This is a genomic window from Pseudomonas sp. NFX1 (assembly GCF_051123555.1).
In the GTDB taxonomy this organism is placed as follows: Bacteria; Pseudomonadota; Gammaproteobacteria; order Pseudomonadales; family Pseudomonadaceae; genus Aquipseudomonas; species Aquipseudomonas capeferrum.
Genome location: NZ_CP169366.1, coordinates 5,135,881 through 5,160,314, shown reverse-complemented (window position 1 = coordinate 5,160,314; position 24,434 = coordinate 5,135,881). Strand labels below are relative to the sequence as shown.

23 protein-coding genes and 1 riboswitch are annotated in these 24,434 nt (G+C 63.3%); of the genes, 9 read left to right on the top strand and 14 right to left on the bottom strand.

What is annotated here, in order from left to right; genetic code table 11:
* The first annotated feature begins 18 nt into the window (after nt 1–18).
* Nucleotides 19–1,200: an NAD(P)/FAD-dependent oxidoreductase gene (locus tag DJ563_RS23210; protein WP_033701867.1), complete on the top strand. Its 1,182-nt coding sequence runs from the start codon at nt 19–21 to the stop codon at nt 1,198–1,200.
* A gap of 82 nt (nt 1,201–1,282) precedes the next feature.
* Nucleotides 1,283–3,466: a YccS family putative transporter gene (yccS, locus tag DJ563_RS23205; protein WP_274097526.1), complete on the top strand. Its 2,184-nt coding sequence runs from the start codon at nt 1,283–1,285 to the stop codon at nt 3,464–3,466.
* 17 nt (nt 3,467–3,483) lie between these two features.
* Here yccS and DJ563_RS23200 read toward each other — a convergent pair whose 3' ends face one another.
* Nucleotides 3,484–4,221: a substrate-binding periplasmic protein gene (locus DJ563_RS23200; RefSeq protein ID WP_274097525.1), complete on the bottom strand. Its 738-nt coding sequence runs from the start codon at nt 4,219–4,221 to the stop codon at nt 3,484–3,486.
* A 218-nt stretch (nt 4,222–4,439) separates the two neighbouring features.
* Here DJ563_RS23200 and DJ563_RS23195 point away from each other — a divergent pair, with 218 nt between their 5' ends.
* Entirely contained in the window at nt 4,440–4,892 is a 453-nt protein-coding gene (locus tag DJ563_RS23195; protein ID WP_186652821.1) for a GNAT family N-acetyltransferase, read from the top strand.
* A gap of 29 nt (nt 4,893–4,921) precedes the next feature.
* Here the strand turns inward: DJ563_RS23195 and DJ563_RS23190 are convergent, their stop codons facing one another.
* The 9 genes from DJ563_RS23190 to tkt all read right to left on the bottom strand — a co-directional run bounded on the left by DJ563_RS23190 (nt 4,922) and on the right by tkt (nt 14,309).
* Nucleotides 4,922–5,218 carry a winged helix-turn-helix domain-containing protein gene (locus tag DJ563_RS23190; RefSeq protein ID WP_033701873.1) on the bottom strand — a complete coding sequence of 99 codons (297 nt, stop codon included), beginning with the start codon at nt 5,216–5,218 and terminating at the stop codon, nt 4,922–4,924.
* Between the two features lie 12 nt (nt 5,219–5,230).
* A complete protein-coding gene (locus DJ563_RS23185; RefSeq protein WP_434518401.1) occupies nt 5,231–5,731 on the bottom strand; it encodes a M48 metallopeptidase family protein in 501 nt (166 codons plus the stop codon).
* A 39-nt stretch (nt 5,732–5,770) separates the two neighbouring features.
* Nucleotides 5,771–7,897 (bottom strand): putative bifunctional diguanylate cyclase/phosphodiesterase, encoded by a 2,127-nt coding sequence (locus tag DJ563_RS23180; protein WP_274097523.1) that lies wholly within the window; start codon nt 7,895–7,897, stop codon nt 5,771–5,773.
* Nucleotides 7,898–8,111: 214 nt separating this feature from the next.
* Entirely contained in the window at nt 8,112–9,176 is a 1,065-nt protein-coding gene (gene fba, locus DJ563_RS23175) for a class II fructose-bisphosphate aldolase (RefSeq protein ID WP_016501943.1), read from the bottom strand.
* Nucleotides 9,177–9,276: 100 nt separating this feature from the next.
* Nucleotides 9,277–9,606, bottom strand: a complete 330-nt coding sequence (locus DJ563_RS23170; protein ID WP_274097522.1) for an MliC family protein — start codon at nt 9,604–9,606, stop codon at nt 9,277–9,279.
* 64 nt (nt 9,607–9,670) lie between these two features.
* Entirely contained in the window at nt 9,671–9,889 is a 219-nt protein-coding gene (locus DJ563_RS23165) for a hypothetical protein (protein ID WP_033702581.1), read from the bottom strand.
* Between the two features lie 32 nt (nt 9,890–9,921).
* Nucleotides 9,922–11,085, bottom strand: coding sequence for a phosphoglycerate kinase (locus DJ563_RS23160; protein ID WP_274097521.1), 1,164 nt, complete (start codon nt 11,083–11,085; stop codon nt 9,922–9,924).
* Nucleotides 11,086–11,097: 12 nt separating this feature from the next.
* Nucleotides 11,098–12,159, bottom strand: a complete 1,062-nt coding sequence (gene epd / locus DJ563_RS23155; protein WP_274097520.1) for an erythrose-4-phosphate dehydrogenase — start codon at nt 12,157–12,159, stop codon at nt 11,098–11,100.
* Nucleotides 12,160–12,311: 152 nt separating this feature from the next.
* On the bottom strand, nt 12,312–14,309 hold the full coding sequence (tkt, locus tag DJ563_RS23150) for a transketolase (RefSeq protein ID WP_434518400.1): 1,998 nt from the start codon (nt 14,307–14,309) through the stop codon (nt 12,312–12,314).
* A gap of 248 nt (nt 14,310–14,557) precedes the next feature.
* Here tkt and DJ563_RS23145 point away from each other — a divergent pair, with 248 nt between their 5' ends.
* From DJ563_RS23145 to DJ563_RS23130, 4 genes are all read left to right on the top strand, one after another.
* Nucleotides 14,558–15,550, top strand: coding sequence for an ArsR/SmtB family transcription factor (locus DJ563_RS23145; RefSeq protein WP_434518399.1), 993 nt, complete (start codon nt 14,558–14,560; stop codon nt 15,548–15,550).
* 19 nt (nt 15,551–15,569) lie between these two features.
* A complete protein-coding gene (gene metK, locus DJ563_RS23140) occupies nt 15,570–16,760 on the top strand; it encodes a methionine adenosyltransferase (RefSeq protein WP_033701884.1) in 1,191 nt (396 codons plus the stop codon).
* 168 nt (nt 16,761–16,928) lie between these two features.
* Entirely contained in the window at nt 16,929–18,629 is a 1,701-nt protein-coding gene (gene ligB / locus DJ563_RS23135; protein WP_434518398.1) for an NAD-dependent DNA ligase LigB, read from the top strand.
* Between the two features lie 130 nt (nt 18,630–18,759).
* On the top strand, nt 18,760–19,152 hold the full coding sequence (locus DJ563_RS23130; protein ID WP_274097516.1) for a DUF1090 domain-containing protein: 393 nt from the start codon (nt 18,760–18,762) through the stop codon (nt 19,150–19,152).
* 71 nt (nt 19,153–19,223) lie between these two features.
* Here DJ563_RS23130 and DJ563_RS23125 read toward each other — a convergent pair whose 3' ends face one another.
* Nucleotides 19,224–19,670, bottom strand: a complete 447-nt coding sequence (locus tag DJ563_RS23125) for a c-type cytochrome (RefSeq protein WP_434518397.1) — start codon at nt 19,668–19,670, stop codon at nt 19,224–19,226.
* A 119-nt stretch (nt 19,671–19,789) separates the two neighbouring features.
* On the opposite strand from DJ563_RS23125, the gene mltA reads away from it, so the two are divergent.
* Entirely contained in the window at nt 19,790–20,941 is a 1,152-nt protein-coding gene (gene mltA / locus DJ563_RS23120; protein ID WP_434518396.1) for a murein transglycosylase A, read from the top strand.
* Nucleotides 20,942–21,033: 92 nt separating this feature from the next.
* Here mltA and DJ563_RS23115 read toward each other — a convergent pair whose 3' ends face one another.
* Together DJ563_RS23115 and DJ563_RS23110 are read right to left on the bottom strand one after the other, a co-directional pair.
* Nucleotides 21,034–21,420 (bottom strand): MAPEG family protein, encoded by a 387-nt coding sequence (locus DJ563_RS23115; RefSeq protein ID WP_033701891.1) that lies wholly within the window; start codon nt 21,418–21,420, stop codon nt 21,034–21,036.
* Between the two features lie 28 nt (nt 21,421–21,448).
* Nucleotides 21,449–22,282, bottom strand: coding sequence for an EamA family transporter (locus tag DJ563_RS23110; RefSeq protein WP_434518395.1), 834 nt, complete (start codon nt 22,280–22,282; stop codon nt 21,449–21,451).
* A 191-nt stretch (nt 22,283–22,473) separates the two neighbouring features.
* Here DJ563_RS23110 and DJ563_RS23105 point away from each other — a divergent pair, with 191 nt between their 5' ends.
* Complete coding sequence (locus DJ563_RS23105; RefSeq protein WP_274097388.1) at nt 22,474–23,709, top strand: cation:proton antiporter; 1,236 nt, start codon at nt 22,474–22,476, stop codon at nt 23,707–23,709.
* 34 nt (nt 23,710–23,743) lie between these two features.
* On the opposite strand, the gene DJ563_RS23100 is transcribed toward DJ563_RS23105, so the two are convergent.
* Nucleotides 23,744–24,145 carry an acyl-CoA thioesterase gene (locus DJ563_RS23100; RefSeq protein WP_012312432.1) on the bottom strand — a complete coding sequence of 134 codons (402 nt, stop codon included), beginning with the start codon at nt 24,143–24,145 and terminating at the stop codon, nt 23,744–23,746.
* 179 nt (nt 24,146–24,324) lie between these two features.
* Nucleotides 24,325–24,421, top strand: a riboswitch (S-adenosyl-L-homocysteine riboswitch).
* The last annotated feature ends 13 nt before the right edge of the window (nt 24,422–24,434 follow it).

Here is a 24,434-nt window from a genome sequence, read left to right as displayed (position 1 = left end):
ATCTCCAAGAGGTACCCCGTGCATTCCACCGACGTGATCATCCTCGGCGCCGGCGCCGCCGGCCTGATGTGCGCCCAGCTCAGCGCCCGCCGTGGCCGCCGGGTGCTGCTGCTCGACCACGCCAACAAGCCAGGCAAGAAGATCCTCATGTCCGGCGGCGGGCGCTGCAACTTCACCAACATGTACACCGAGCCGGCCAACTTCCTCTCGCACAATGCGCACTTCTGCAAGTCGGCCCTGGCCCGCTACACCCAGTGGGACTTCATCGAGCTGGTGGCCAAGCACGGCGTGCCCTACCACGAGAAAAAGCTCGGCCAGCTGTTCTGCGACAACAAGGCCAGCGACATCCTCAACATGCTGCTGGCCGAGTGCGACGAGGCCGGTGCCGAGTTGCGCATGGACACCAGCATCTCGCACATCGAAAAGACCGAAACCGGCTACCTGCTGCAAACCAGTGCCGGGCAGTTTGCCTGCCAGTCGTTGGTGATCGCCACCGGCGGCCTGTCGATCCCGACCCTGGGCGCCAGCGGTTTCGGCTACCAGGTGGCTCGCCAGTTCGGCCACACCCTGCTGCCGACCCGCGCCGGGCTGGTGCCCTTCACCATCACCGAGCCCCAACTCAAGGCACTGTGCACAGAACTGTCGGGTACCTCGCTGGACTGCACCGCCAGCTGCAACGGCACCCATTTCCGCGAAAACCTGCTGTTTACCCACCGCGGCCTGAGTGGCCCGGCGATCCTGCAGATTTCTTCATTCTGGGAGGCGGGCGACACGGTGGAGATCAACCTGCTGCCCGACCGTGACGCCCTGACCTGGCTGCAACAGCAGCAGGCCGAGCGCGCCAATGCAGAACTCAAGACCGTGCTCGGCGAAGTGTTCACCCGCAAGCTGGCCAACCTCTTGGCCGAGCAGTGGTTCGAATCGAAGCCGATGAAGCAGTACACTCCGGCCGAACTGGCGCAGATCGCCGACAAACTGGCGGCCTGGCAGGTGGTACCTGCCGGCACCGAGGGCTATCGCACCGCCGAAGTGACCCTAGGCGGCGTGGATACCCGCGAGGTGTCGTCCAAGACCATGGAGTCGCTCAAGAGCCCAGGGTTGTACTTCATTGGCGAGGTGCTGGATGTGACCGGCCACCTGGGCGGGTTCAATTTCCAGTGGGCGTGGGCATCGGCTAACGCAGCGGCACAGTTCGTGTAGAGTAGAATCCATTCAGCAGCACGGAACGCTTCTTGCTGGTCCGTGCGGCAATGTATTCATTCGATCACAGCCCAAGGCCATCATGTCATCGAGCTCGTTCCGTCAGTCACTGCGTCGCCTGTGGGGCCAAGACAAGTTCAGCTATAGCATCCGGGTAACGGTCGCCCTCACCGGCAGCATGGCCTTGTGCTGGTACCAGGATGAAATGGCCCTGCTGATCCCGTTGTTCCTGGGCATCATCGCCAGCGCACTGGCCGAGACCGACGACAGTTGGCAGGGCCGCCTCAGTGCCCTGGCTGTGACCCTGGTGTGCTTTGCCATCGCCGCCCTGGCCGTCGAGCTGCTGTTCCCCTACCCGTGGGTGTTCGCCATTGCCCTGGCCCTGGCGGCGTTCGGCCTGACCATGCTTGGCGCCTTGGGCGAGCGCTATGGCGCAATCGCCTCGGCAACGCTGATCACGGCGGTGTACACCATGATCGGCGTGGACCAACGCGGCGGCCTGGTCACCGACTTCTGGCACGAGCCGATGCTGCTGGTGGCGGGCGCGGCCTGGTACGGCCTGCTGTCGGTGCTATGGCAGGCGCTGTTCTCCAACCAGCCGGTGCAGCAAAGCCTGGCCAAGCTGTTTTTCGAGCTGGGGCGCTACCTCAAGCTCAAGGCCAACCTGTTCGAGCCGATCCGCCACCACGACCTGGAGGCCCGCCGCCTGGAGCTGGCCCAGCAAAACGGCAAGGTGGTCGCGGCGCTCAATGCCGCCAAGGAAATCATCCTGCACCGGGTCGGCAACAGCCAGCCAAATTCCAAGGTCAGCCGCTACCTGAAGCTGTACTTCCTGGCCCAGGACATCCACGAGCGGGTGAGCGCCTCGCACTATCCCTACAACGCCCTGGCCGAAGCGTTCTTCCACAGCGACGTGATGTTCCGCTGCCAGCGCCTGCTGCGCCATCAAGGCTCGGCCTGCCAGGACCTGGCGCGCTCGATCCGCATGCGTCAGCCGTTTGTCCTCGACAGCCGATTTGCCGACACCCTGGAAGACCTCAACGCCTCCCTGGAGCACCTGCGCAACCAGAACAACCCTGCCTGGCGCAGCCTGCTGCGCTCGCTGCGGGCCCTGGCGGCCAACCTGGCCACCCTGGACCGCCTGCTGGGCGCCGCCAGCAACCCGGACAGCCTGGCCGATGCCAGTGACAGCAGCCTGCTCGACCGTTCGCCACGCTCCCTGAAGGATGTCTGGAGCCGCCTGCGCACCCAGCTCACACCCACCTCGCTACTGTTCCGCCATGCCTTGCGCCTACCCTTGGCGCTGTCGATCGGCTACGGCATGGTGCACCTGATCCACCCCACCCAGGGCTACTGGATCATCCTCACCACACTGTTCGTCTGCCAACCCAACTACGGTGCCACCCGGCGCAAGCTGGTGCAGCGGATTTTCGGCACGGCCATCGGCCTCACAGTCGGCTGGGCGCTGTTCGACCTGTTCCCCAACCCGATCATCCAGTCGATGTTCGCCGTGGTCGCCGGGGTAGTGTTCTTCGTCAACCGGACTACCCGTTACGCCCTGGCCACGGCGGCGATCACCTTGATGGTGCTGTTCTGCTTCAACCAGATCGGCGACGGCTACGGCCTGTTCCTGCCACGCCTGTTCGACACCCTGGTGGGCAGCCTGATCGCCATTCTGGCGGTGTTCCTGTTCCTGCCCGACTGGCAGGGCCGGCGCCTGAACAAGGCGTTGGCCAACACCTTGGCCTGCGCCAGCGTGTACCTGCGCCAGATCATGCAGCAGTATGCCCATGGCAAGCGCGACGACCTCGCCTACCGCCTGGCCCGGCGCAACGCCCACAACGCCGATGCAGCCCTGTCCACCACGCTGGCGAACATGCTCATGGAGCCGGGGCACTTCCGTAAGGAGGCGGACGTCGGCTTCCGCTTCCTGGTGTTGTCGCATACCCTGCTCAGCTACCTTTCCGGGCTGGGCGCGCACCGTGATACCGCCCTGCCGGCGGAGGTTCAGGAGCAATTGATCGAGGGCGCCGGGCAAAGCCTGGCCAACAGCCTGGACGAAATCGCCAACGGCCTGGCAGCGCGGCTACCGGTCGCCATCCACAGTGATGCTGAAGAGGCGCTGGCCAACGACCTGGAGCAGATGCCGGAAGAGCTGGATGAACATCAGCGGCTGGTGCAGACCCAGCTGGCGCTGATCTGCCGGCAACTGGCGCCGTTGCGCACGCTGGCGGCGCACCTGGTCAAGGAAAGCCCTACGGGCTGAGTGCTTTGTGGCCTGGGTCAAAAACCATGCTGGCGCAGCAGGCGCGCATAGCTGCCATCCGCCTTCATCGCCGCTATCGCCCGCTCGAAACGTTCGACGATCTGCTGGTGCTGGGGGTGTTTCAGGCTGACCAGAATATGCAGGCTGTTCTCCCCCAGAGGCGGCTCGACCATCTCCACGCCATCGCGCACCGCCTGCGGTTCACGTTGCAGGTTGTAGCGGGCCACGTATTCATCCTCCACCGCCAGGTTCACCCGGCCGGCCGCCAGCATGCGCACGGCCGACGAGAAGTTGCGCACCGCCACCTTGTGCAAGCGGGTGTCGCTGTCGAATTCAGGTGAATAGGCATAATCGCGCACCACGGCGATGCTGTAGGGGTACAAGTCGGACGCCTGCTGGTAGGCGAAGGCCTCACCCTTGCGTTTGAGCAGGCGAATCTTGTTGTTCAGATAAGCGTTGGAAAAATGCCCGATGCGTGTACGTGAGTCGTTGTACCAGGCATTGATCAACACGTCGTAGCGCCCTTCGCTCACGCCCATCAAGGCCCGTGCCCATGGCGCCTCCTCGAACCCGCTGGCGTAACCGGCCCGGGTCAGTGCGGTGGTAACGATGCTGGTCGCCAAACCGCCGCCCGGCATGCTTGCATCGGTGAACGGTGGCCATTTGTCTGCCACCAGCCGCAGCTTGTCTTCACCCAGGGCTGGCGCAGCCAGCAGGGCTGCCAGCAATCCCAGAACACCAAGCAGTGGCCGCATGCTCAAGTCCTTTTGCAATGGAGGGCGCACACTGTGTAGGCGGCCTTCGCCGCGACTGCGGATGAGAGTACACAAAGCCATGGCTCACGGCAGCGGACAATAGTGTCATTTTGCCTCTATTTTGGCCGAGGCGCGCAGGCAATGCCCTGCAGCAATCATCCACTCGTCCACAGCCCCGGGATTTGCGATGATCGACGGCCCATTCAAGGAGTTCGCCAATGTCTATCGACTGGCTCTGCAAGCACCACACCGACCTGAGCAAGGACCAGCTCTACGCCATCCTGCAATTGCGCACCGAAGTGTTCGTGGTCGAGCAGCGCTGCAGTTACCAGGAAGTCGATGGCCAGGACCTGGCCGGCGATACCCTGCACTTGATGGCGTGGCAGGACGACAAGCTGGTGGCCTACCTGCGCCTGCTCGACCCGCAATCCCAGGGCGGTGATGTGGTGATCGGGCGCGTGGTGACCTCACCGGCGGCGCGTGGGCTGAAGCTTGGGCATGCGTTGCTGCTGAAAGGGCTGGAGGCTGCCGAACATTGCTGGCCGGGGACGCCGGTGTATCTGTCGGCGCAGGCGCATCTGCAAGGGTTTTACGCAGGGCATGGGTTCGAAGCGGTTGGCGAGCAATACCTGGAGGATGACATACCGCATATCGGCATGCGTAAGGGCTGAGAAAGCCGGGGCGCTTTGCGCCCCCACAATCACCGATACCCCAGCACTTCTCGGATCTGCCGCAAATGCTGGATGATCCACTGCTTGTCGATCGCGCCCCAGTCATGAATGCGGTAGTGCCCGGCATGATTGCGCGCGCCCTCCTGCTGCTCGAACTCGCAGATGATATCCAGGTCTGCCAGAGCGGCGATGGTGTCCTGGGCGGTGCGCCGTGGCATGCCGGTGGCCTCCATCAGCGCCGGCACGCTGGTCGCAGTCTGGCTGTCGATCAGCCAGGCCACGTACAGGCGCCGGTAGAAGCTGCTCTTGGTCTTGCTCACTTCCATGCTGCGTGGTCCTTAACAGTTGCCCGGCAGCTCCCGATAGGTCAGGTAGACGCGCAGGTCGAATTCCAGTTGGTGGTAGTCCGGCTCCATGTGCTGACAGAGCTGGTAAAACGCCTTGCTATGGTCGCGCTCACGCAGGTGCGCCAACTCGTGCACCACGATCATGCGCAGAAACTGCGGCGCGGCCTCCTTGAACAAGGAGGCGATGCGGATTTCCTTCTTCGCCTTGAGCTTGCCACCCTGAACCCGCGATACCGCCGTGTTCAGCCCCAAGGCACGGTGGGTCAGGTCGAGGCGGTTGTCGAACAGCACCTTGTCCAGGCCGGGCGCGCTGCGCAGGTACTGCTGGCGCAAGTCCTGGGCATAACTGTACAACGCCTTGTCGCTCTGCACGTCATGGCGGTCGGAGTAGCGACGCTGCAGGTACTCCCCCAGGCGGTCGCTGTCGATCATCTGCCGTACCTGCTCCTGCAGGTGCGGCGGGTAAGCTTGCAAGTAACGTAATACGGTCATGGCACTGCATTCGGCGGGGCGAATGGCGATTCTAGCCAATCATGGCCGGGGCCAGGAGAAAATCGCCGGGAAGCCGCTGGCATCCGCCGCCGTCATCGGGTGTGCCACCAGAAACCCCTGCACGTAGGCACAGCCATTGGCCTTGAGCCAGTCGGCCTGGGCCGGGGTTTCCACGCCTTCGGCTATCACCGTGATGCGGTAGTCGGCGCACAAGCCGATCACACTGCGTACCAGCGCGGCGTCTACCGCAGAGCCCGGCAAGCGCGCAACCAGGTGGCGGTCAAGCTTGAGGGTGTCGATCGGCAAGTCACGCAGCATACGCAACGAGCAGTCACCCGCGCCAAAATCATCCAGCGCCACCCGCACGCCCAGTTCGCGCAGGCGGTGTATCTGCTTCACGGCCGCGTCGATGTTGTACATCAACGACGTCTCTGCCACCTCGACCTCTAGCTGCGCCGGGTCCAGCTGGTAGTCCTGGATCACCCGCTGCAGCTCATCGACCAGGCCCGGCATGACGAACTGGGCGCGGCTCAGGCTGATGCCCAGCACCAGCCCCTGGGCAAAACGATCGCACCAGGCCTGGCGCTGGGCCGCGCCCTGGCGATAGATCCAGCTGGCCAGCCGGTTGATCAGCCGCGCCTCTTCCAGCAAGGGGATGAACAGCCCCGGTGGCACATCGCCGACACTGGGGTGCTGCCAGCGCAGCAACGCCTCGAAACCGCGCAGGTGGCCGTCGGCAAAAGCCACCTGGGGCTGATACACCAGGCTGAAATCGTGCTGCTCGATAGCGGCGCGCACGCTGTCTTCGAGCATCAGCCGTGACCGCGCCCGGCCATTGAGCTCCTGGTCATAGAAGCGATACTGCTGCCGCCCGGCCTGCTTGGCCGCATACATCGCCGCATCGGCAGCCCGCAGCAGGCCTTCGACGGTTGCGCCGCAGTCGGGAAAGGTGGCGATGCCAATGCTGACCCCAAGGCATACATCCAGCCCTTCTATCTGCTGGCTGATCGAAACGCGCTCGAGCAGTCGCTCGGCGTAACGCCCGGCCTGCTCGGGGTACGGCAGGCTGTCGAACAACGCCGTGAACTCGTCACCGCCCATCCGCGCCAATAACGCCTCGCTGCCCAGGCAGTCCTTGAGCTGTTCTGCCACCCAGCGCAGCACGCGATCGCCCGCCTCATGGCCCAACGAATCGTTGATCCGCTTGAAGCCATCCAGGTCCATGTACATCAGCGCCTGGGCCTTGTCCGAACGCTCGTTGCGCAGCAGCACGCCCTCGGCAGACTGATAGAAGCCGCGGCGGTTGAGCAGGCCGGTGAGTGGGTCGGTCACCGCCTGGTACTCAAGCTGTTGGTGCAGGTTGCGCACCACCGACATGTCCAGCACGGTCACCACCATCGCTTGCTGATCGGCCGGCAACGGCGCACAGGACAGCGCGACCGGCACCAGTTGGCCACCCAGGGTGCGCAACTGGGCATCGTGCACGCGAAAGATCTGCCGCCCCAGGTAGGCCTGGTAGAAGTCCGACTCGTTCCACAGATTGGCATTGGCCATCTGCACCAGATCAAGCAACTGGGCGCCCTGCAATTGCTCCACCGCAGCGGCCAGCAAGCGTGAAATGGCCGGGTTGGCGAAACTGATGGTACCTGCGGCATTCACTACCAGAATACCTTCGGCAGCGTTCTCCAGAATCGAGGCGTTGAATGCCCTCGCCGCTTCCAGCTCGCGACTCAGGCGTTGCAGCATGCGCCGGTTACGCTGCTGGTCGAGCAGGGCCTGGACCTTGGGCTTGAGAATTTGCGGGTCGAACGGCTTGAACATGTAGTCCACGGCGCCACTGGCGTAACCCTTGAGCACAGCGGCATCGGACTGCTCGTTGGCGGTGAGGAAAATGATCGGCGTCAGCCGTGTGCGCTGGCTGCCACGCATCAGCCGAGCGACTTCGAAGCCGTCCATTTCCGGCATTTGTACATCCAGCAAAACCAGGTCGACGTCGTGTTCGAGCAAGGCGCTCAAGGCTTCTGTCCCTGAACTTGCAGTCAACACTTGCCAATCCTGCCGGGCCAGCAAGGCCCGCATGCTGATGAGGTTTTCGGGGTAATCGTCTACTACCAGCAGAACCGAGCTGCCATCCACTGGCTGAGGTTGAGGGTGAGCGCCATCCATGCTGCTTCTCTATTTGTGACCGACTTCACATCGCGGTTGGATCCGATAACTACTCTAGACCCGAGTTTGTAACAAGCAATGCAATCAGAACGCTATCAGTGCCTAAACTGTACGGTAGCCGACTAACGGTTGCTCTGCCGTGAATATCTGCGCGCTTGAGCGCAGGCATAAAAAAACCCGCATCGCTGCGGGTTTTTTCAGTGCGGCCTGCGAATCAGTTGACCTTGGCGGCCAACTCACCTTTCAGGTAGCGCTGGTACATGCCTTCCAGGGAGATCGGTTTGATCTTGGAGGCATTGCCGGCAGTACCGAAGGCTTCGTAACGGGCGATGCACACGTCACGCATGGCCTTGACGGTTTCACCGAAGAACTTGCGCGGGTCGAACTCACTTGGGTTCTGCGCCATCAGGCGACGCATGGCACCGGTGGACGCCAGACGCAGGTCGGTATCGATGTTGACCTTGCGCACGCCGTGCTTGATGCCTTCGACGATCTCTTCGACCGGTACACCGTAGGTCTCTTTGATGTCGCCGCCGTACTGGTTGATGATCGCCAGCCACTCTTGCGGTACCGAGGACGAACCGTGCATGACCAGGTGGGTGTTGGGGATGCGCTTGTGGATTTCCTTGATGCGGTCGATCGCCAACACGTCACCGGTAGGTGGCTTGGTGAACTTGTACGCACCGTGGCTGGTACCGATGGCGATGGCCAGGGCATCGACCTGGGTCTTCTTGACGAAGTCGGCCGCTTCTTCCGGGTCGGTCAGCATCTGGCTGTGGTCCAGCACGCCTTCGGCGCCGATACCGTCTTCTTCACCCGCCATGCCGGTTTCCAGCGAACCCAGGCAGCCCAGCTCGCCTTCTACCGAAACGCCACAGGCGTGTGCCATGGCAACAGTCTGCTGGGTAACGCGGACGTTGTACTCATAGTCGGTCGGGGTCTTGCCGTCTTCGCCCAGCGAGCCGTCCATCATCACCGAGCTGAAGCCCAGCTGGATCGAACGCTGGCACACGTCAGGGCTGGTGCCGTGGTCCTGGTGCATGCACACCGGGATGTGCGGGAATTCTTCGATGGCGGCCAGGATCAGGTGACGCAGGAAGGGTGCACCGGCGTACTTGCGGGCACCGGCCGAAGCCTGGACGATCACGGGGGAATCGGTCTTGTCGGCCGCTTCCATGATGGCGCGCATCTGCTCGAGGTTGTTGACGTTGAAAGCTGGAACGCCGTAACCGAACTCGGCGGCGTGGTCCAGCATCTGGCGCATGCTAATGAGTGCCATTGTGTATCTCTCTCCCGACAAGCGTCGTTTGTTTCGTGCAAGCCTGCCGCAGGGGCGGTTGCTGTTCAAGTAGTGTGGGCCACCATGGCGGCCCGGCCAGTCACGGTGCCTTGCAGCCCCGCCCAATCAGATCGTTGGTTGCCACCCAGTACACCAGGCCTTCTTCGCCCTTGGTGTGGAAGGCCAGCATGCCATCGCTGTACATCGCCCCCGACGCGCTCGGCTCGGATTTGAGCCGGTAGACCTGGTCGCCGCCACCGAGGCGGACGTCGACCGAGTCCTGCTGCGGGTCAGCGAAGCGCCACAGCACCTCGGCCTGGCTGTCACAGACCCAACGGGTCCAGTCGTCTGCCGGGGCGGGTTGCGCCGGCTGCAGCAGTGAGCATCCTGCCAGTGTCGCCAGGGCCATCAAGGCCATCAGCGCTTTCATTACGTATCCTCTAGATGACCACACAACGGTCGCTTGGTTGCCTGCTCCGACGAAGCGCATCGGTTCAAGGGCAGCCTGGAGCCTTGCGCTGGTGGTCTTCGTCATACTTCTCCAGGCCTTCAGGGCCCACGCGCTTGTTGATGACCGGCACGGTTTCGGCCTGCCACTCGGACTGGTAGCAACCGCCCTTGGGCGGCTGCGCCGGGTCATCGTCCGAAGAGGGGCTGCCGGAGCAGGCGCTCAGCAGGCCGGCCAGGATCATCACAGGCAATTGCTTGACCATCAGGTCGCTCCCTTTGCCAGGCGCCGCCATTGTCAGGCTTTAGCCCGCTCTTCCAGGATCGCCACAGCCGGCAGTACCTTGCCCTCGACGAACTCGAGGAAGGCACCACCACCGGTAGAAATGTAGGAGATTTCCTTGCTGACGCCATATTTGTCGATGGCCGCCAGGGTGTCACCGCCACCGGCGATGGAGAACGCAGGGCTTTCGGCGATGGCCTTGGCCAGCACCTTGGTGCCATTGCCGAACTGGTCGAACTCGAACACGCCGACCGGGCCGTTCCACAGGATGGTCTTCGACGACTTCAGCAGCTCGGCGAAATTGGCTGCAGTCTGTGGGCCGATGTCCAGGATCATGTCGTCAGCAGCAACGTCGGCGATAGCCTTGACGGTGGCTTCGGCGCTTTCGGCGAATTCCTTGGCGACCACCACGTCGACTGGCAGCGGCACGCTGACCTTGGCGGCGATGGCTTTTGCGGTGTCGACCAGGTCAGGCTCATACAGCGACTTGCCCACAGGGTGACCAGCAGCGGCCAGGAAAGTGTTGGCAATACCGCCACCAACGATCAGTTGGTCGCAGACGCTGCTCAGGCTGTTCAGCACGTCCAGCTTGGTGGAAACCTTGGAGCCGGCAACGATGGCCGCCATCGGCTTGGCCGGGGCTTTCAGCGCCTTGCCCAGGGCATCCAGCTCGGCAGCCAGCAGCGGGCCAGCAGCGGCGACCTTGGCGAACTTGGCCACGCCATGGGTCGAACCCTCGGCGCGGTGGGCAGTACCAAAGGCGTCCATCACGAACACGTCGCACAGGGCAGCGTATTGCTGCGCCAGTTCGTCGGCGTTCTTTTTCTCGCCCTTGTTGAAGCGCACGTTCTCGAACAGCACCAGGTCACCGGCCTTGACCTCGACACCGTTCAGGTAGTCGGCGACCAGCGGCACGTCTCGGCCCAGGGCCTTGCTCAGGTACTCGGCGACCGGCTTGAGGCTGTTTTCGGCCGAGAATTCACCTTCGGTAGGGCGGCCCAGGTGCGAGCAGACCATTACCGCCGCACCCTTTTCCAGGGCCAGCTTGATGGTCGGCAGCGCTGCCAGGATACGCGCGTCGCTGGTTACCACACCGTCCTTCACAGGCACGTTGAGGTCTTCGCGGATCAGTACGCGTTTACCTTGCAGGTCGAGGTCGGTCATCTTCAACACGGTCATGAATGCAGTCCTTCAGGGCTGTTTGTTGCGGGTTGGGTGAACGACGTGCAGATAGTGTTCGGCGACGTCGAGCATACGGTTGGCGAACCCCCATTCGTTGTCGAACCAGGCCAGCAGGTTCACCAGGCGGGGGCCGGAAACACGGGTCTGGCTGGCATCGACGATCGCCGAATGCGGGTCGTGGTTGAAATCACAGCTGGCGTGGGGCAGCTCGGTGTAGGCCAGCAATCCTTTGAGCGGGCCTTCCAGCGCTGCCTCGCGCAGCACCCGGTTGACCTCGGCGGCACTGGTGTCGCGGGCGGTCTGCAGGGTGATGTCCAGGCACGACACGTTGACGGTCGGCACGCGTACCGCTTTGGCCTGGATTCGCCCGGCAAGTTCCGGCAGCAACCGCTCGATGCCGCGTGCCAGCCCGGTGGACACCGGGATCACCGACTGAAACGCCGAACGCGTGCGGCGCAGGTCTTCGTGGTGGTAGGCGTCGATCACCGGCTGGTCGTTCATCGCCGAGTGGATGGTGGTGATCTGCACGTATTCGATGCCGAACGCCTGGTCCAGCACGCGCAACAGCGGCACGCCGCAGTTGGTGGTGCACGACGCGTTGGACACCAGGCGCTCGCTGCCGGTCAGGCACGCCTGGTTGATGCCGTAGACCACCGTGGCGTCCACGTCCGCCTCACTGGCCATGGGCTGCGAGAACAGGACCCGTGGCGCGCCGGCATCCAGAAAACGCTGGCCATCGGCGCGGGTGTTGTAGGCGCCGGAGCACTCCAGCACCAGGTCGATGCCCAGGGCGGCCCAGTCGATGCCTTCCGGGGTGGCACTGCGCATTACCTTCACGCAGTCACCATTGATATGCAGACAATCGCCGTCGACCTTCACCTCACCGGGGAAACGCCCGTGGGTGGAGTCGAAGCGTGTCAGGTATTCAAGGCTGGCCTGATCGGCCAGGTCGTTCAGCGCGACAATCTCGAAACCGGCCTTCGCCCCCCGCTCGAACAACGCGCGCAGGACACAGCGGCCGATGCGGCCATAACCGTTGAGTGCAACTTTGTAGGGACGCGGGTGGGACATAGGTAGCTCTTGAACTCCGGCGGTTGAACGGAGCCGCCATGCGGCCCATTCGCGGCACAAGGCCGCTCCCACAGGGTACTGCGGTTTATGCAGATCCTCTGGGAGCGGCCTTGTGCCGCGAATGAGGGCCTGCGGCCCTCACTTTGCCTGTATCAGTCTTCCAGCAGCTCTTCGGCGGTACCCAGGATGTTCTCCAGGGTGAAGCCGAACTCTTCGAACAGGGCAGAGGCCGGGGCCGACTCACCGTAGGTGGTCATGCCGATGATACGACCTTCCAGGCCGACGTACTTGTACCAGAAGTCGGCATGGGCAGCTTCGATGGCGATGCGCGCGCCCACTTCCAGTGGCAGTACCGACTGCTTGTAGGCAGCGTCCTGGGCATCGAACACGCTGGTGCACGGCATGGAGACCACGCGGGCCTTGCGGCCCTGCTCGGTCAGCTTGTCGAAGGCCTGAACCGCCAGGCCCACTTCGGAACCGGTGGCAATCAGGATCAGCTCAGGCTCGCCAGCGCAGTCCTTGAGGATGTAGCCACCGCGGCTGATGTCGGCGATCTGCTGGGCGTCGCGGTCCTGGTGCTGCAGGTTCTGGCGCGAGAAGATCAGCGCCGATGGGCCGTCCTTGCGCTCCAGGGCGTTTTTCCAGGACACGGCCGCTTCGACCGCGTCGGCTGGGCGCCAGGTGTCCAGGTTCGGCGTGCTGCGCAGGCTGGTCAGCTGCTCGATCGGCTGGTGAGTCGGGCCGTCTTCGCCCAGGCCGATGGAGTCGTGGGTGTAGACGTGGATGACGCGCTGCTTCATCAGGGCCGACATGCGCACTGCATTGCGGGCGTATTCCATGAACATCAGGAAGGTCGCGCCGTAAGGCACCAGGCCGCCGTGCAGGGCAACGCCGTTCATGATCGCGGTCATGCCGAACTCGCGCACGCCGTAGTACACGTAGTTGCCGCTGGCGTCATGGGCTTCGACGCCCTTGCAGCCTTTCCACAGGGTCAGGTTGGAACCGGCCAGGTCAGCCGAACCGCCGAGGAACTCAGGCAGCAGCGGGCCGAAAGCGTTCAGGGCATTCTGGCTGGCCTTGCGGCTGGCGATGGTCTCGCCTTTGGCAGCGACTTCATTGATGTAGGCCTGGGCCTTTTCCGAGAAGTCGGCCGGCAGCTCGCCGCTGTCACGGCGTTTGAACTCGGCAGCCAGCTCCGGGTGCGCCTTGGCGTAGGCGTCGAAGCGCTGGTTCCACTCGGCCTCAGCCTTGGCACCGGCGGCCTTGGCGTCCCATTCGGCATAGATGTCGGCCGGGATTTCGAACGGGCCGTGGTTCCAGTTCAGTGCTTTGCGGGCCAGGGCGATTTCGTCGTTGCCCAGCGGGGCACCGTGGCAGTCTTCCTTGCCCTGCTTGTTCGGCGAACCGAAGCCGATGATGGTCTTGCAGCAGATCAGGGTCGGCTGCTCGCTCTTGCGCGCAGTCTCGATCGCCATCTTGATCTCTTCGGCATCGTGGCCGTCGACGTTGCGGATCACCTGCCAATTGTAGGCTTCGAAACGCTTGGGCGTGTCGTCGGTGAACCAGCCTTCGACTTCGCCGTCGATGGAGATACCGTTGTCGTCGTAGAACGCGATCAGCTTGCCCAGGCCCAGGGTGCCAGCCAAGGCGGCGACTTCGTGGGAGATGCCTTCCATCATGCAGCCGTCGCCGAGGAACACGTAAGTGTTGTGGTCGACGATGTTGTGGCCGTCACGGTTGAACTGCGCGCCCAACACTTTTTCTGCCAGGGCAAAGCCCACGGCGTTGGCCAGGCCTTGGCCCAACGGGCCGGTGGTGGTCTCGACACCCGGGGTGTAGCCGTATTCCGGGTGGCCCGGGGTACGGCTGTGCAGCTGGCGGAAGGCCTTGAGGTCGTCGATCGACAGGTCGTAGCCGGTCAGGTGCAGCAGCGAGTAGATCAGCATCGAGCCGTGGCCGTTGGACAGCACGAAGCGGTCACGGTCGGCGAAGCTCGGGTTGCTCGGGTTGTGCTTCAGATAGTCGCGCCAAAGCACTTCGGCGATATCCGCCATGCCCATAGGGGCACCTGGGTGGCCGCTGTTGGCCTTTTGCACGGCATCCATGCTGAGTGCACGAATGGCGTTGGCACGTTCACGACGGCTGGGCATCGCTGATCTCCTGGGGCTTGAATAAGTAGTGAAACGAAAAAAGGCGGCCATTTTCGCCCACTGGGGGGGCTGGGGGCAAACATTAAAGCTGCGAGCGGCAAGCTTTAAGCTGCAAGCGAAAGCAGACCCGCGCGCGGAACGCTCTATTCTTGCAGCTTGAGCCTTGCGGCTTGCAGCTCATCGCCAATATCAAAACTTTTTGATATTGGTCTTGCGGGGGCAACGATGCCTGTCTAGACTGCCGCCCCATGAACCTCCGTGCGCAATCGATCCCCGAGCGAAGCGACACACTGGCTGCCCTGTGCAAAGCCAGTGGCGATGCGCTGCGCCTGAATGTCTTGCGCGCGCTGGCCAGCGATTCGTTTGGCGTGCTGGAACTGGCGCAAATCTTTGACATCGGCCAGTCCGGCATGAGCCACCACCTCAAGGTACTGGCCCAGGCCGAACTGGTGGCTACCCGCCGCGAAGGCAACGCCATCTTCTACCGCCGCGCCCTGCCCGACAGCCTGCGCCTTGGCGGGCGCCTGCACACGGCGCTGCTCGACGAGGTCGACGACCTGACCTTGCCGCCGGCGGTACAGGCACGGATCGCCCAGGTGCAGCAGCGTCGTGCGGCCACCAGCCAGGACTTCTTCCAGCGCGTGGAAGAAAAATTCCGCGCCCAGCAAGACCTGATCGCCGGCCTGCCGCAGTACCGCGAAAGCCTGCTGGCCATGCTCGACAAACTGAATTTCGGCCCGGCTGCCAGTGCACTGGAGGTAGGCCCCGGCGACGGCGGCTTCCTGCCGGACCTGGCGCGGCGCTTCGGCACGGTGACCGCGCTGGACAACAGCCCGACCATGCTCGAGCTGGCCCGCCAGGTCTGCCAGCGTGAAGGCCTGGACAATGTGAGCCTGCAGTTGGCCGATGCACTGGATGCAACGGATGTGGCAGCCGACTGCGTTGTGCTGAACATGGTCCTGCACCACTTCAGCGACCCGGCCCTGGCCCTGCGCCTGCTGGCCAAACGGGTGAAAGCGGGCGGCAGCCTGCTGGTCACCGAGCTGTGCAGCCATGACCAGGGGTGGGCGCGGGATGCCTGCGGCGACCTCTGGCTGGGCTTCGAACAGGACGACCTGGCCCGTTGGGCCAACGTTGCCGGGCTGGTCCCCGGGGACAGCCTCTACGTGGGCTTGCGTAACGGTTTCCAGATACAGGTCCGCCACTTTCAGCGGGCGACTGGCGACATACACCATCGGTAAATTTTAGGAACCCTTCGAGATGAGCGAATACTCCCTTTTCACCTCCGAGTCCGTGTCCGAAGGGCATCCGGACAAGATCGCCGACCAGATTTCGGACGCTGTCCTTGATGCCATCATCGCTCAGGACAAATACGCCCGCGTAGCCTGCGAAACCCTGGTCAAGACCGGAGTCGCCATCATCGCCGGCGAAGTCTCCACTTCCGCCTGGGTCGACCTCGAAGAGCTGGTACGCAAGGTCATCATCGACATCGGCTACAACAGCTCCGACGTCGGCTTCGACGGCGCCACCTGCGCCGTGATGAACATCATCGGCAAGCAGTCGGTCGACATCGCCCAAGGCGTCGACCGCTCCAAGCCGGAAGACCAGGGCGCGGGCGACCAGGGCCTGATGTTCGGCTACGCCAGCAACGAAACCGACGTGCTGATGCCGGCGCCGATCTGCTTCTCGCACCGTCTGGTCGAGCGCCAGGCCGAAGCGCGCAAGTCCAAGCTGCTGCCGTGGCTGCGCCCGGACGCCAAGTCGCAGGTCACCTGCCGCTACGAAAACGGCAAGGTGGTCGGCATCGACGCCGTCGTCCTGTCCACCCAGCACAACCCTGAGGTCTCGCAGAAAGACCTGCAGGAAGCGGTGATGGAGCTGATCGTCAAGCACACCCTGCCGGCCGAGCTGCTGCACAAGGGCACCCAGTACCACATCAACCCGACCGGCAACTTCATCATCGGTGGCCCGGTGGGTGACTGCGGCCTGACTGGCCGCAAGATCATCGTCGACTCCTACGGCGGCATGGCCCGTCACGGTGGTGGCGCGTTCTCCGGCAAGGACCCGTCCAAGGTCGACCGTTCGGCCGCCTATGCCGGCCGCTACGTGGCCAAGAACATCGTTGCTGCCGGCCTGGCCGAGCGCTGCGAGATCCAGGTGTCCTACGCGATCGGCGTGGCCCAGCCGACCTCCATTTCGATCAACACCTTCGGCACAGGTAAAGTGTCGGACGAGAAGATCGTACAACTGGTGCGCGAGTGCTTCGACCTGCGCCCGTACGCCATCACCAAGATGCTCGACCTGCTGCACCCGATGTACCAGGAAACCGCTGCCTACGGCCACTTCGGCCGCACGCCACAGCAGAAGACTGTCGGCGACGACACCTTCACCACCTTCACCTGGGAGCGCACCGACCGCGCCCAGTCGCTGCGTGACGCTGCCGGGCTGTAATTTTCCTACAGCGGTAAACGAAAGCCCCTGCCGAGCGATCGGCAGGGGCTTTTGCTTTTCAGGTTTCCGCCGTGAGCGTTGTGACATATCGACTGACAACTGCTCACAGCAACCAGCGCGCTACCTGCCTAGGCTGAAGGCTCCTCCCGCCATGCAAGGATGCTGGCCATGCCGTTCATGCTGCTATTTGCACTGCTGCTCTCACTGCAGGCCTCGCTTGCAAGGGCCGCCTCATGCCCCGACTGGCCCATGCAACAAGCCGAAACCGAAGTTGCCCACCTGCGCGATACGCTTTCCCACTGGGATGACCACTACCACCGCCAGGGCATCGCGCTGGTGGCAGATGAGCTGTATGACCAAAGCCGACAACGCCTGCACCACTTGCAGCAATGTTTCGGCCTGCTGGCAGGACTTGCCCCCCTGACGACGGCACGTGGCCCGGTTCCCCACCCCATTCCGCATACCGGCGTCGACAAGCTCGCCGACGAGCAGGCCGTGGGCCGCTGGATGGCTGGCAAGACGGGCCTGTGGATACAGCCCAAGGTCGATGGCGTGGCGGTCTCTGTTCGCTATCGGCAGGGGCAACTGGTGCAGTTGCTGAGCCGCGGTGATGGGGTGCAAGGGCACGACTGGAGTCGCCATATCGCTCAGCTCGGCGCCATCACCCGGCAACTGCCCCAAGCGCGTGACCTGGTGCTGCAAGGTGAACTGTACCTGCGCCTGGACGCACATATCCAAGCCCAGGCTGGCAGCGTCAATGCGCGCGGGACCGTGGCCGGGCTACTCGCCCGCAAGCTGTTCAGCGCAGAACAAGGGGCCGGCATCGGCCTGTTCGTCTGGGACTGGCCGCAAGGCCCCGATAGCCAGGCCGAACGGGTTTCGCAACTGGCGCAACTGGGCTTCCCCGACAGCCAGCGCTACAGCATCGCGATCGACTCCGCCACCCAGGCCGCGCACTGGCGCCAGCACTGGTACCGCTCACCCCTGCCCTTCGCCACCGATGGCGTGATTCTGCGCCAGGACGCACGGCCACCCGCTGAGCGCTGGCAGGCCAAGGCGCCTTACTGGCTCGCAGCCTGGAAACACCCCTACGCCCAGGCCCTGGCAGACGTACGCGAAGTCCGCTTGCGGGTCGGCCGCACCGGGAGGATCACACCGGTGCTGCAGCTTCAACCGGTCAAACTGGACGACCGACTGATCACCCAGGTAAGCCTGGGCTCACTGGACCGCTGGCAGCGCCTCGACATTGCCCCGGGTGACCAGGTGGCAATCAGCCTGGCAGGGCTGACCATCCCGCGTTTCGAGCGCGTGGTGCATCGCGCGGCCGTGCGCCAGCCGATGGAGGTGCCGCCGCCAGGACGCTATCACCCGCACAGCTGCTGGCACGCAGGCGATGGCTGCAACGAGCAGTTCATTGCACGGCTCACATGGCTCAGTGGCAAGCAGGGGCTGGCCATGCCACGCACCGGGCCGGGTACGTGGCGGCGCCTGGTCGATGCGGGGGTAGTTACCTCAATGACTGACTGGCTGCACCTCGATACCCAGCGAATGGGTGAGGTGCCGGGTATCAGCGAAGCGACTGCCACACAGCTGATGAACAGCTTCGAAAGCGCGCGCTCCCAACCCTTTGCCCGCTGGTTGCGGGCGCTTGGCGTACCCGCACCCGGCGGCATGCAACTGGAAGGTGAGTGGGCTCAGCTATCCTTGCGTACTGCCGGTGACTGGCAGGCATTGCCGGGTATCGGCGCCGTACGCGCGCATCAGCTTGAGGCATTTTTCATGGCCAACGAGGTTCAAGCCATCGCAGCGCGGTTGAACGAGGCCGGCGTCAACGCATTCCAATTCAGCGACAAAGCCCCCGCGCAATGAATTATTACCAAAATCCATGTAAGCAAAGTCTGAGTATCGACCAGAAAAAACCAACAAGGGTTTCTAAATAGGAAAAACCAAGGCAGGATTTCCCCCAACTTTTCTGCCCGCCCCGTTCAGGAGGCTTTTCATGAAACGTATTTCGACTCTTTTCCTGCTCGCAACCCTTGGTCTGACCGCTGGCGCCGTGCAGGCCGCCCAGCCGGATGCCGGCCTGACGGGCTGCGACGCCAAACGCAGTGCCATCGAGAACCAGCTGAAGATTGCCCGTGAACATGGCAACAGCGACCAGGTCGCGGGGCTCGAACAGGCACTGGAAGGCGCCAAGAACTGCACCGATAACAGCCTGCGCAAAGAGCGCGAACAAAAAGTGCTCGATGCACGCCATGAAGTCGCACAGCGCGAAAAAGACCTGAAAAAAGCCGAGAAAAAAGGCGACGCCGAAAGGATAAACAAGCGTAAAGACAAGCTCGCAGAGTCCAGGAAGGAACTGCAGGAAGCAGTGGACGAACTGGACCGCTGACAGGCCCTGCTTATGCTGCCTGCCCTGGCTCCATCAGCGGTTTCCCGGTGATGGGGCCAAGGCATTTACCCTCAATGATTGCGAAACTCGGTATGACAGGCCTTGCATGCTGCCTCGACCTTGTCCATCGGCCCTTTCAATTGCGCGGCGTCCAGCGGCTGGCCCCGAGTCGCATCGACCAGCTCGCCAGTCACGCCCTCCAGTTGCCGGGCAAGGTCATGGAAACGCGCCTGACGCTCCCACACCTCTGCTCGTGCACTGCTGTCGCCGCCATCGCGCGCCTGCGGGAAGTGCTGCCACGGCTGCTGCGACAGGGTGTCGAGCTTCACGGCCCCCTCGGCAAACTTCTCCCCGTCGAAGGGCAAACGACCGCGCAACATGCCACCCAGGTCTTCGCTGGTCTTGAGCATGTCCTTGAAGATCACCTTACGCTTGCCCAACGGCGAATTCGGGTCAACACGGTCACAGGCGTTCAGGGCCAGGGCTGCGAGCAGAACAACGGTCAATCGCTTGAACATCACGGTCAATACGGCCTACGAAAATGGGCAGCCAGTATCGCCGCCCGAGGGCCAAAGACCAATAGCCACATAAATAACAGGGGCGAATATTCATCTTCGCCCGTGACAGGAACCCACACATGAAATCTGCCCTGCGCCACCTGGCCTGGACACTCCCGGCGCTGGCCCTGCTGGCCGGCTGCAACGGCGGCGAAAGCGCCAAGCCAGAGCCCCATGCCATTGCCACCTATGCCAACGCCACCTGGCAGGACCTGCCCAGCGTCAGCGACACCGACCTGGTTGCCGGCTTCCACGCGTGGCGTAATGGTTGCGAGAAGCTCAAGCGCGACACAGTCTGGGCCGCCACCTGCGAGGCCGCTGCCAGCGTGCCCGACGACGCCCTGCAAATACGCGCCTTCCTGCAGCAGAACCTGCAGGTCTATGGCCTGCGCTCGGCCGAAAACAATGCCAACGGCCTGATCACCGGTTACTACGAGCCGGTCTACCCCGGCAGCCTGAAGCCTACCGAGGCCAACCACGTCGCGGTTTATGGCGTGCCCGACGACATGATTGTGGTCGACCTGGCCAGCGTGTACCCAGAGCTCAAGGGCAAGCGCTTGCGTGGGCGCTTGGACGGCCGCGTGCTCAAGCCTTACGACACCGCCGAGGTGATCAACCGTGAGGGCGTCAAGGCCCCGGTGCTGGCCTGGCTGACCGACCCGATGGACCTGCAGTTCCTGCAGATCCAGGGTTCGGGCCGGGTACAACTGGAAGATGGCCGCCAACTGCGCCTGGGCTACGCCGACCAGAACGGCCACCCCTATCGGCCGATCGGCCGCTGGCTGGTGGAGCAGGGCCAATTGAAGAAGGAAGAGGTGAGTATGGGCGCCATTCACGCCTGGGCCCAGGCCAACCCACAGCGGGTACCGGAATTGCTCGCCAGCAACCCCAGCTATGTGTTCTTCAGCACCCGCCCCGACAGTAACGAAGGCCCGCGCGGCTCGCTCAATGTGCCATTGACGGCCGGTTACAGTGTGGCGATCGACCGCAAGGTGATTCCGCTGGGCAGCCTGCTCTGGCTGTCGACCACGCGCCCGGACGGTACGCCGGTGGTGCGGCCGGTAGGCGCTCAGGATACGGGTGGGGCTATTGCTGGCGAAGTACGTGCGGACCTGTTCTGGGGCACCGGGCCTGAAGCAGGCGAGCTGGCCGGTAACATGAAGCAGCAGGGGCAGATCTGGATGTTGTGGCCGAAAGGCAAACCGCTGCCTGAAGTGCCGAAAGTCCTTTGATACGGTGCTGAATGCTGCGAGGATAAAACCGCCCCCACAGGGATCGCAATGGCTGCTGTGGGAGCGGGTTTACCCGCGAAAAGCGCGACGACTCAGGCCGAAACGACGAAGAACGACACGATCAGCGCCAACCCGGCAAACCACACCAGCGAGCGCAACGCCGCCCAGTCCGCCAGGTAGCAGATGATGTAGAGCAGCCGACTGGTGATGTACATCACGCCCAGCACGTCCTGCGTCACTTGTTCGGCATTGCCGACGATATCGGCCACCAGCACGGCCGCCGCAAATGCCGGAAACGCCTCGTAGCTGTTCTGCTGCGCGGCGTGGGCACGGCGCGGCAGGCCCGATAGCGTGTCGAGGAAGGCGCGCGGGTCGTGATTGTCCTTGAGGCCGAAACGGCCACTGCTCACCTTGGCGATCAACGCACAAAGCGGCGGCAGTGCCAGCGCGATCAGGATGCACCACAGGGCAACGGTCATGGACAGGACTCCTTGTTCAATAATCGGGTTAGAGCTTCATTACCAGCATACCTGCCAGCACCAGCCCGCAAGCTAGGAGTCTTGGCCCGCCAAAAGGTTCTTTGAGGTAGCGCATGCCAAACAGCACCACCAGGATTACGCTCAACTCTCGCAACGCTGCCGCTTCGGCCACCGATCCCAGGTGCATGGCCCACAGCACCAGGGCGTAACTGAACAACACGCAAAACCCCACGGCCAACCCCAGCCGCCACTGGGTTCGCCAGAACAGCACGAAGGGGGCCCGCCGCGCCACACTGGCCAGCAGCGGGAAGGGCCAGGCACTGAGCAAGGTCAGCCATACCAGGTAGTCCCACGGCTTGCCCCACAGCCGTACCGCCTGGCCATCGAACCAGGTGTAGCAACCGATGCACAGGCCGATCAGCGCCACCACCGGCAGCATCGACCAGGGCAGGCGATCGCCCCCTCCCCCCTGCCATAGAAGGCACGCCATGCCGCAAGGGATGAGCAGGATGCCGATGATCTGCTGCTGGCTCAGCGACTCCCCAGCAAACGCCAGCGTCAGCCCCAGCACCACCAACGGCGACAGCCCGCGCATCAGAGGATAGACCAGCCCCAGGTCGCCCACGCGGTAGGCTTTGATCAGCAGGTAGCGGTACAACTGCTCGGCCAGCGCCGAGGCCATCAGCCAGGGCCATATCTGCGCCGGCGGCACATCGACGAACGCCACCGCCAGCACCGCGAACACCAGTGCCACCGTGTCCATGCTGGCGATCACCAGCAAGCGCTCGCCGCTGAATTTGATCAGGGTATTCCACGTCGCATGCAGCAAGGCGGCGACCAGTACCAGGGATGTTGCCAACACGCCTTCTTATCCTTGTGAGGTTTCTCGAGGGTTGAATATATAGCGTTCCAGGGGGCCGCTGCGCGCCCCATATCTGGGAACGATTTGGACTAATTGGGTCAAACCCTGTGTCCCGAACCCCTCGCCAGGTCATCAAAGAACTGCCCGAGCCATTCGGGTACGACTTGGAAGCCACTGTCACAGGATTCGGGATGCTTGAATTAGTTGCCGCGTTTATCTGCCTCACCACCCTCCTCACCTACGTCAACTACCGCTTCATCGGCCTGCCACCCGCCATTGGCGTGATGGTCACCGCGTTATTGTTCTCCCTGATGCTGCAGGGCCTGAGCCTGATCGGCTTCCCTGGCCTGGAAGAACGCGTCGAAGGCCTGATGAACCAGATCGACTTCAACGATTTGCTGATGCACTGGATGCTGGCGTTCCTGCTGTTCGCCGGCGCCTTGCACGTCAACCTCTCGGACCTGCGCAGCTATCGCTGGCCGATCGGCCTGCTGGCCACCATCGGTGTGCTGATCGCAACCGTGGTCATCGGCTACCTGTCGCATTGGGTGTTCGCGATGTTCGGCTGGGAGGTGCCGCTGATCTATTGCCTGCTGTTCGGCGCGCTGATTTCGCCCACCGACCCGATTGCCGTGCTCGGCGCATTGCGTACCGCCAATGCATCCAAGCCACTGAAAACCACCATCGTCGGCGAATCGCTGTTCAACGATGGCACCGCAGTCGTGGTGTTCACTGTGCTGCTGGGCATCATCCAGCTGGGCGAAACCCCCAGCGTCTACGACACGGCGGTGCTGTTCGCCCGCGAGGCCATTGGCGGCGTGGTGTTCGGTGGGCTGATCGGCTACGCCACCTACCGCATGATCAAGAGCATCGAGCAGTACCAGGTCGAGGTCATGCTGACCCTGGCGCTGGTCATCGGTGGCTCGGCGATGTGCTACGAGCTGCACGTCTCGGCGCCGATCGCCATGGTGGTGGCCGGCCTGATCATCGGCAACATGGGGCGCAACCTGGCGATGAACGACATGACCCGTCGCTACATGGACGGTTTCTGGGAGTTGATCGATGACATGCTCAACGCCTTGCTGTTCGCGCTGATCGGCCTGGAGCTTCTGCTGCTGCCGTTCAACTGGATGCACCTGGCGGCCGGTAGCGTGCTGGCGTTGGCGGTACTGCTGTCGCGGCTGTTGACCGTGGCCCCGGCAATCGTGCTGCTGCGGCGCTGGCGCCCGGTCCCCAAAGGCACTGTGCGGGTGCTGACCTGGGGTGGTCTGCGCGGTGGGGTTTCGGTGGCCCTGGCGCTGTCGCTGCCGCTGGGCGAAGAGCGCGACCTGCTGCTGTCGATCACCTACATCGTGGTGCTGTCGTCGATCCTGGTGCAGGGGCTGAGCATTGGCCGCGTGGTGCGCAAGGTCAGCGCCCAACCCTGAAAAACAACGGGGCCGCTTTGCGGCCCCCTGGTTTTCACTCCACCGCAGAATCCGGGAACTGGTCCTGCACGTACTTGATCTCGGTCCGCCCATGCGCCGCCGGCTGGCCATCTTCACCGAGGTTGACGAAGACCATCTTGTCGACCGTCAGGATGCTCTTGCGGGTGATCTTGTTACGCACCTCGCACTTGAGGGTGATCGAGGTACGGCCGAACTCGGTTGCGGTAATACCCAGCTCGATGATGTCGCCCTGGCGCGAAGCACTGACGAAGTTGATCTCCGACATGTACTTGGTCACCACACGCTGGTTGCCCAGCTGGACGATGGCGTAGATGGCCGCCTCCTCGTCGATCCAGCGCAACAGGCTGCCACCGAACAGGGTGCCATTGGGGTTGAGGTCTTCGGGTTTTACCCATTTGCGGGTGTGAAAGTTCATCTGTACTCCTGACCTGCTTGGCTAACGTGTACTCATGATGGCAGAGCGGCCGTCACCGCTCCATTGAACATCGACTATCGTCTCGATTAATCGACAGAAAACCTTGGGCGAAGGTCCCGGTCACGGCTATAATCTGTGCCGTTTTACATGGCCACCCGCCGCGGGGCCATGCCCGCCACCTGTCCGAGGGGCGCTGCAGCAGGCTAGGCCTGTCAGGCTCGGATGGGGCGTTGTCCGCTTCTGCGGACGCTCAACGCACAACGGCGCCCATTCGCACACTACGAATGGA

What these genes read in the sequence shown, in the direction of transcription:
- DJ563_RS23100 (WP_012312432.1), bottom strand. Translation starts at nt 24,145, where the DNA reads ATGAACTTTCACACCCGCAAATGGGTAAAACCCGAAGACCTCAACCCC.
- DJ563_RS23160 (WP_274097521.1), bottom strand. Translation starts at nt 11,085, where the DNA reads ATGACCGTGTTGAAGATGACCGACCTCGACCTGCAAGGTAAACGCGTA.
- DJ563_RS23195 (WP_186652821.1), top strand. Translation starts at nt 4,440, where the DNA reads ATGTCTATCGACTGGCTCTGCAAGCACCACACCGACCTGAGCAAGGAC.
- mltA (WP_434518396.1), top strand. Translation starts at nt 19,790, where the DNA reads ATGAAATCTGCCCTGCGCCACCTGGCCTGGACACTCCCGGCGCTGGCC.
- DJ563_RS23145 (WP_434518399.1), top strand. Translation starts at nt 14,558, where the DNA reads ATGAACCTCCGTGCGCAATCGATCCCCGAGCGAAGCGACACACTGGCT.
- DJ563_RS23180 (WP_274097523.1), bottom strand. Translation starts at nt 7,897, where the DNA reads ATGGATGGCGCTCACCCTCAACCTCAGCCAGTGGATGGCAGCTCGGTT.
- metK (WP_033701884.1), top strand. Translation starts at nt 15,570, where the DNA reads ATGAGCGAATACTCCCTTTTCACCTCCGAGTCCGTGTCCGAAGGGCAT.
- yccS (WP_274097526.1), top strand. Translation starts at nt 1,283, where the DNA reads ATGTCATCGAGCTCGTTCCGTCAGTCACTGCGTCGCCTGTGGGGCCAA.
- DJ563_RS23130 (WP_274097516.1), top strand. Translation starts at nt 18,760, where the DNA reads ATGAAACGTATTTCGACTCTTTTCCTGCTCGCAACCCTTGGTCTGACC.
- fba (WP_016501943.1), bottom strand. Translation starts at nt 9,176, where the DNA reads ATGGCACTCATTAGCATGCGCCAGATGCTGGACCACGCCGCCGAGTTC.
- DJ563_RS23105 (WP_274097388.1), top strand. Translation starts at nt 22,474, where the DNA reads ATGCTTGAATTAGTTGCCGCGTTTATCTGCCTCACCACCCTCCTCACC.
- DJ563_RS23115 (WP_033701891.1), bottom strand. Translation starts at nt 21,420, where the DNA reads ATGACCGTTGCCCTGTGGTGCATCCTGATCGCGCTGGCACTGCCGCCG.
- DJ563_RS23190 (WP_033701873.1), bottom strand. Translation starts at nt 5,218, where the DNA reads ATGGAAGTGAGCAAGACCAAGAGCAGCTTCTACCGGCGCCTGTACGTG.
- DJ563_RS23125 (WP_434518397.1), bottom strand. Translation starts at nt 19,670, where the DNA reads ATGTTCAAGCGATTGACCGTTGTTCTGCTCGCAGCCCTGGCCCTGAAC.
- DJ563_RS23170 (WP_274097522.1), bottom strand. Translation starts at nt 9,606, where the DNA reads ATGAAAGCGCTGATGGCCTTGATGGCCCTGGCGACACTGGCAGGATGC.
- DJ563_RS23200 (WP_274097525.1), bottom strand. Translation starts at nt 4,221, where the DNA reads ATGCGGCCACTGCTTGGTGTTCTGGGATTGCTGGCAGCCCTGCTGGCT.
- DJ563_RS23165 (WP_033702581.1), bottom strand. Translation starts at nt 9,889, where the DNA reads ATGGTCAAGCAATTGCCTGTGATGATCCTGGCCGGCCTGCTGAGCGCC.
- DJ563_RS23185 (WP_434518401.1), bottom strand. Translation starts at nt 5,731, where the DNA reads ATGACCGTATTACGTTACTTGCAAGCTTACCCGCCGCACCTGCAGGAG.
- epd (WP_274097520.1), bottom strand. Translation starts at nt 12,159, where the DNA reads ATGTCCCACCCGCGTCCCTACAAAGTTGCACTCAACGGTTATGGCCGC.
- ligB (WP_434518398.1), top strand. Translation starts at nt 16,929, where the DNA reads ATGCCGTTCATGCTGCTATTTGCACTGCTGCTCTCACTGCAGGCCTCG.
- tkt (WP_434518400.1), bottom strand. Translation starts at nt 14,309, where the DNA reads ATGCCCAGCCGTCGTGAACGTGCCAACGCCATTCGTGCACTCAGCATG.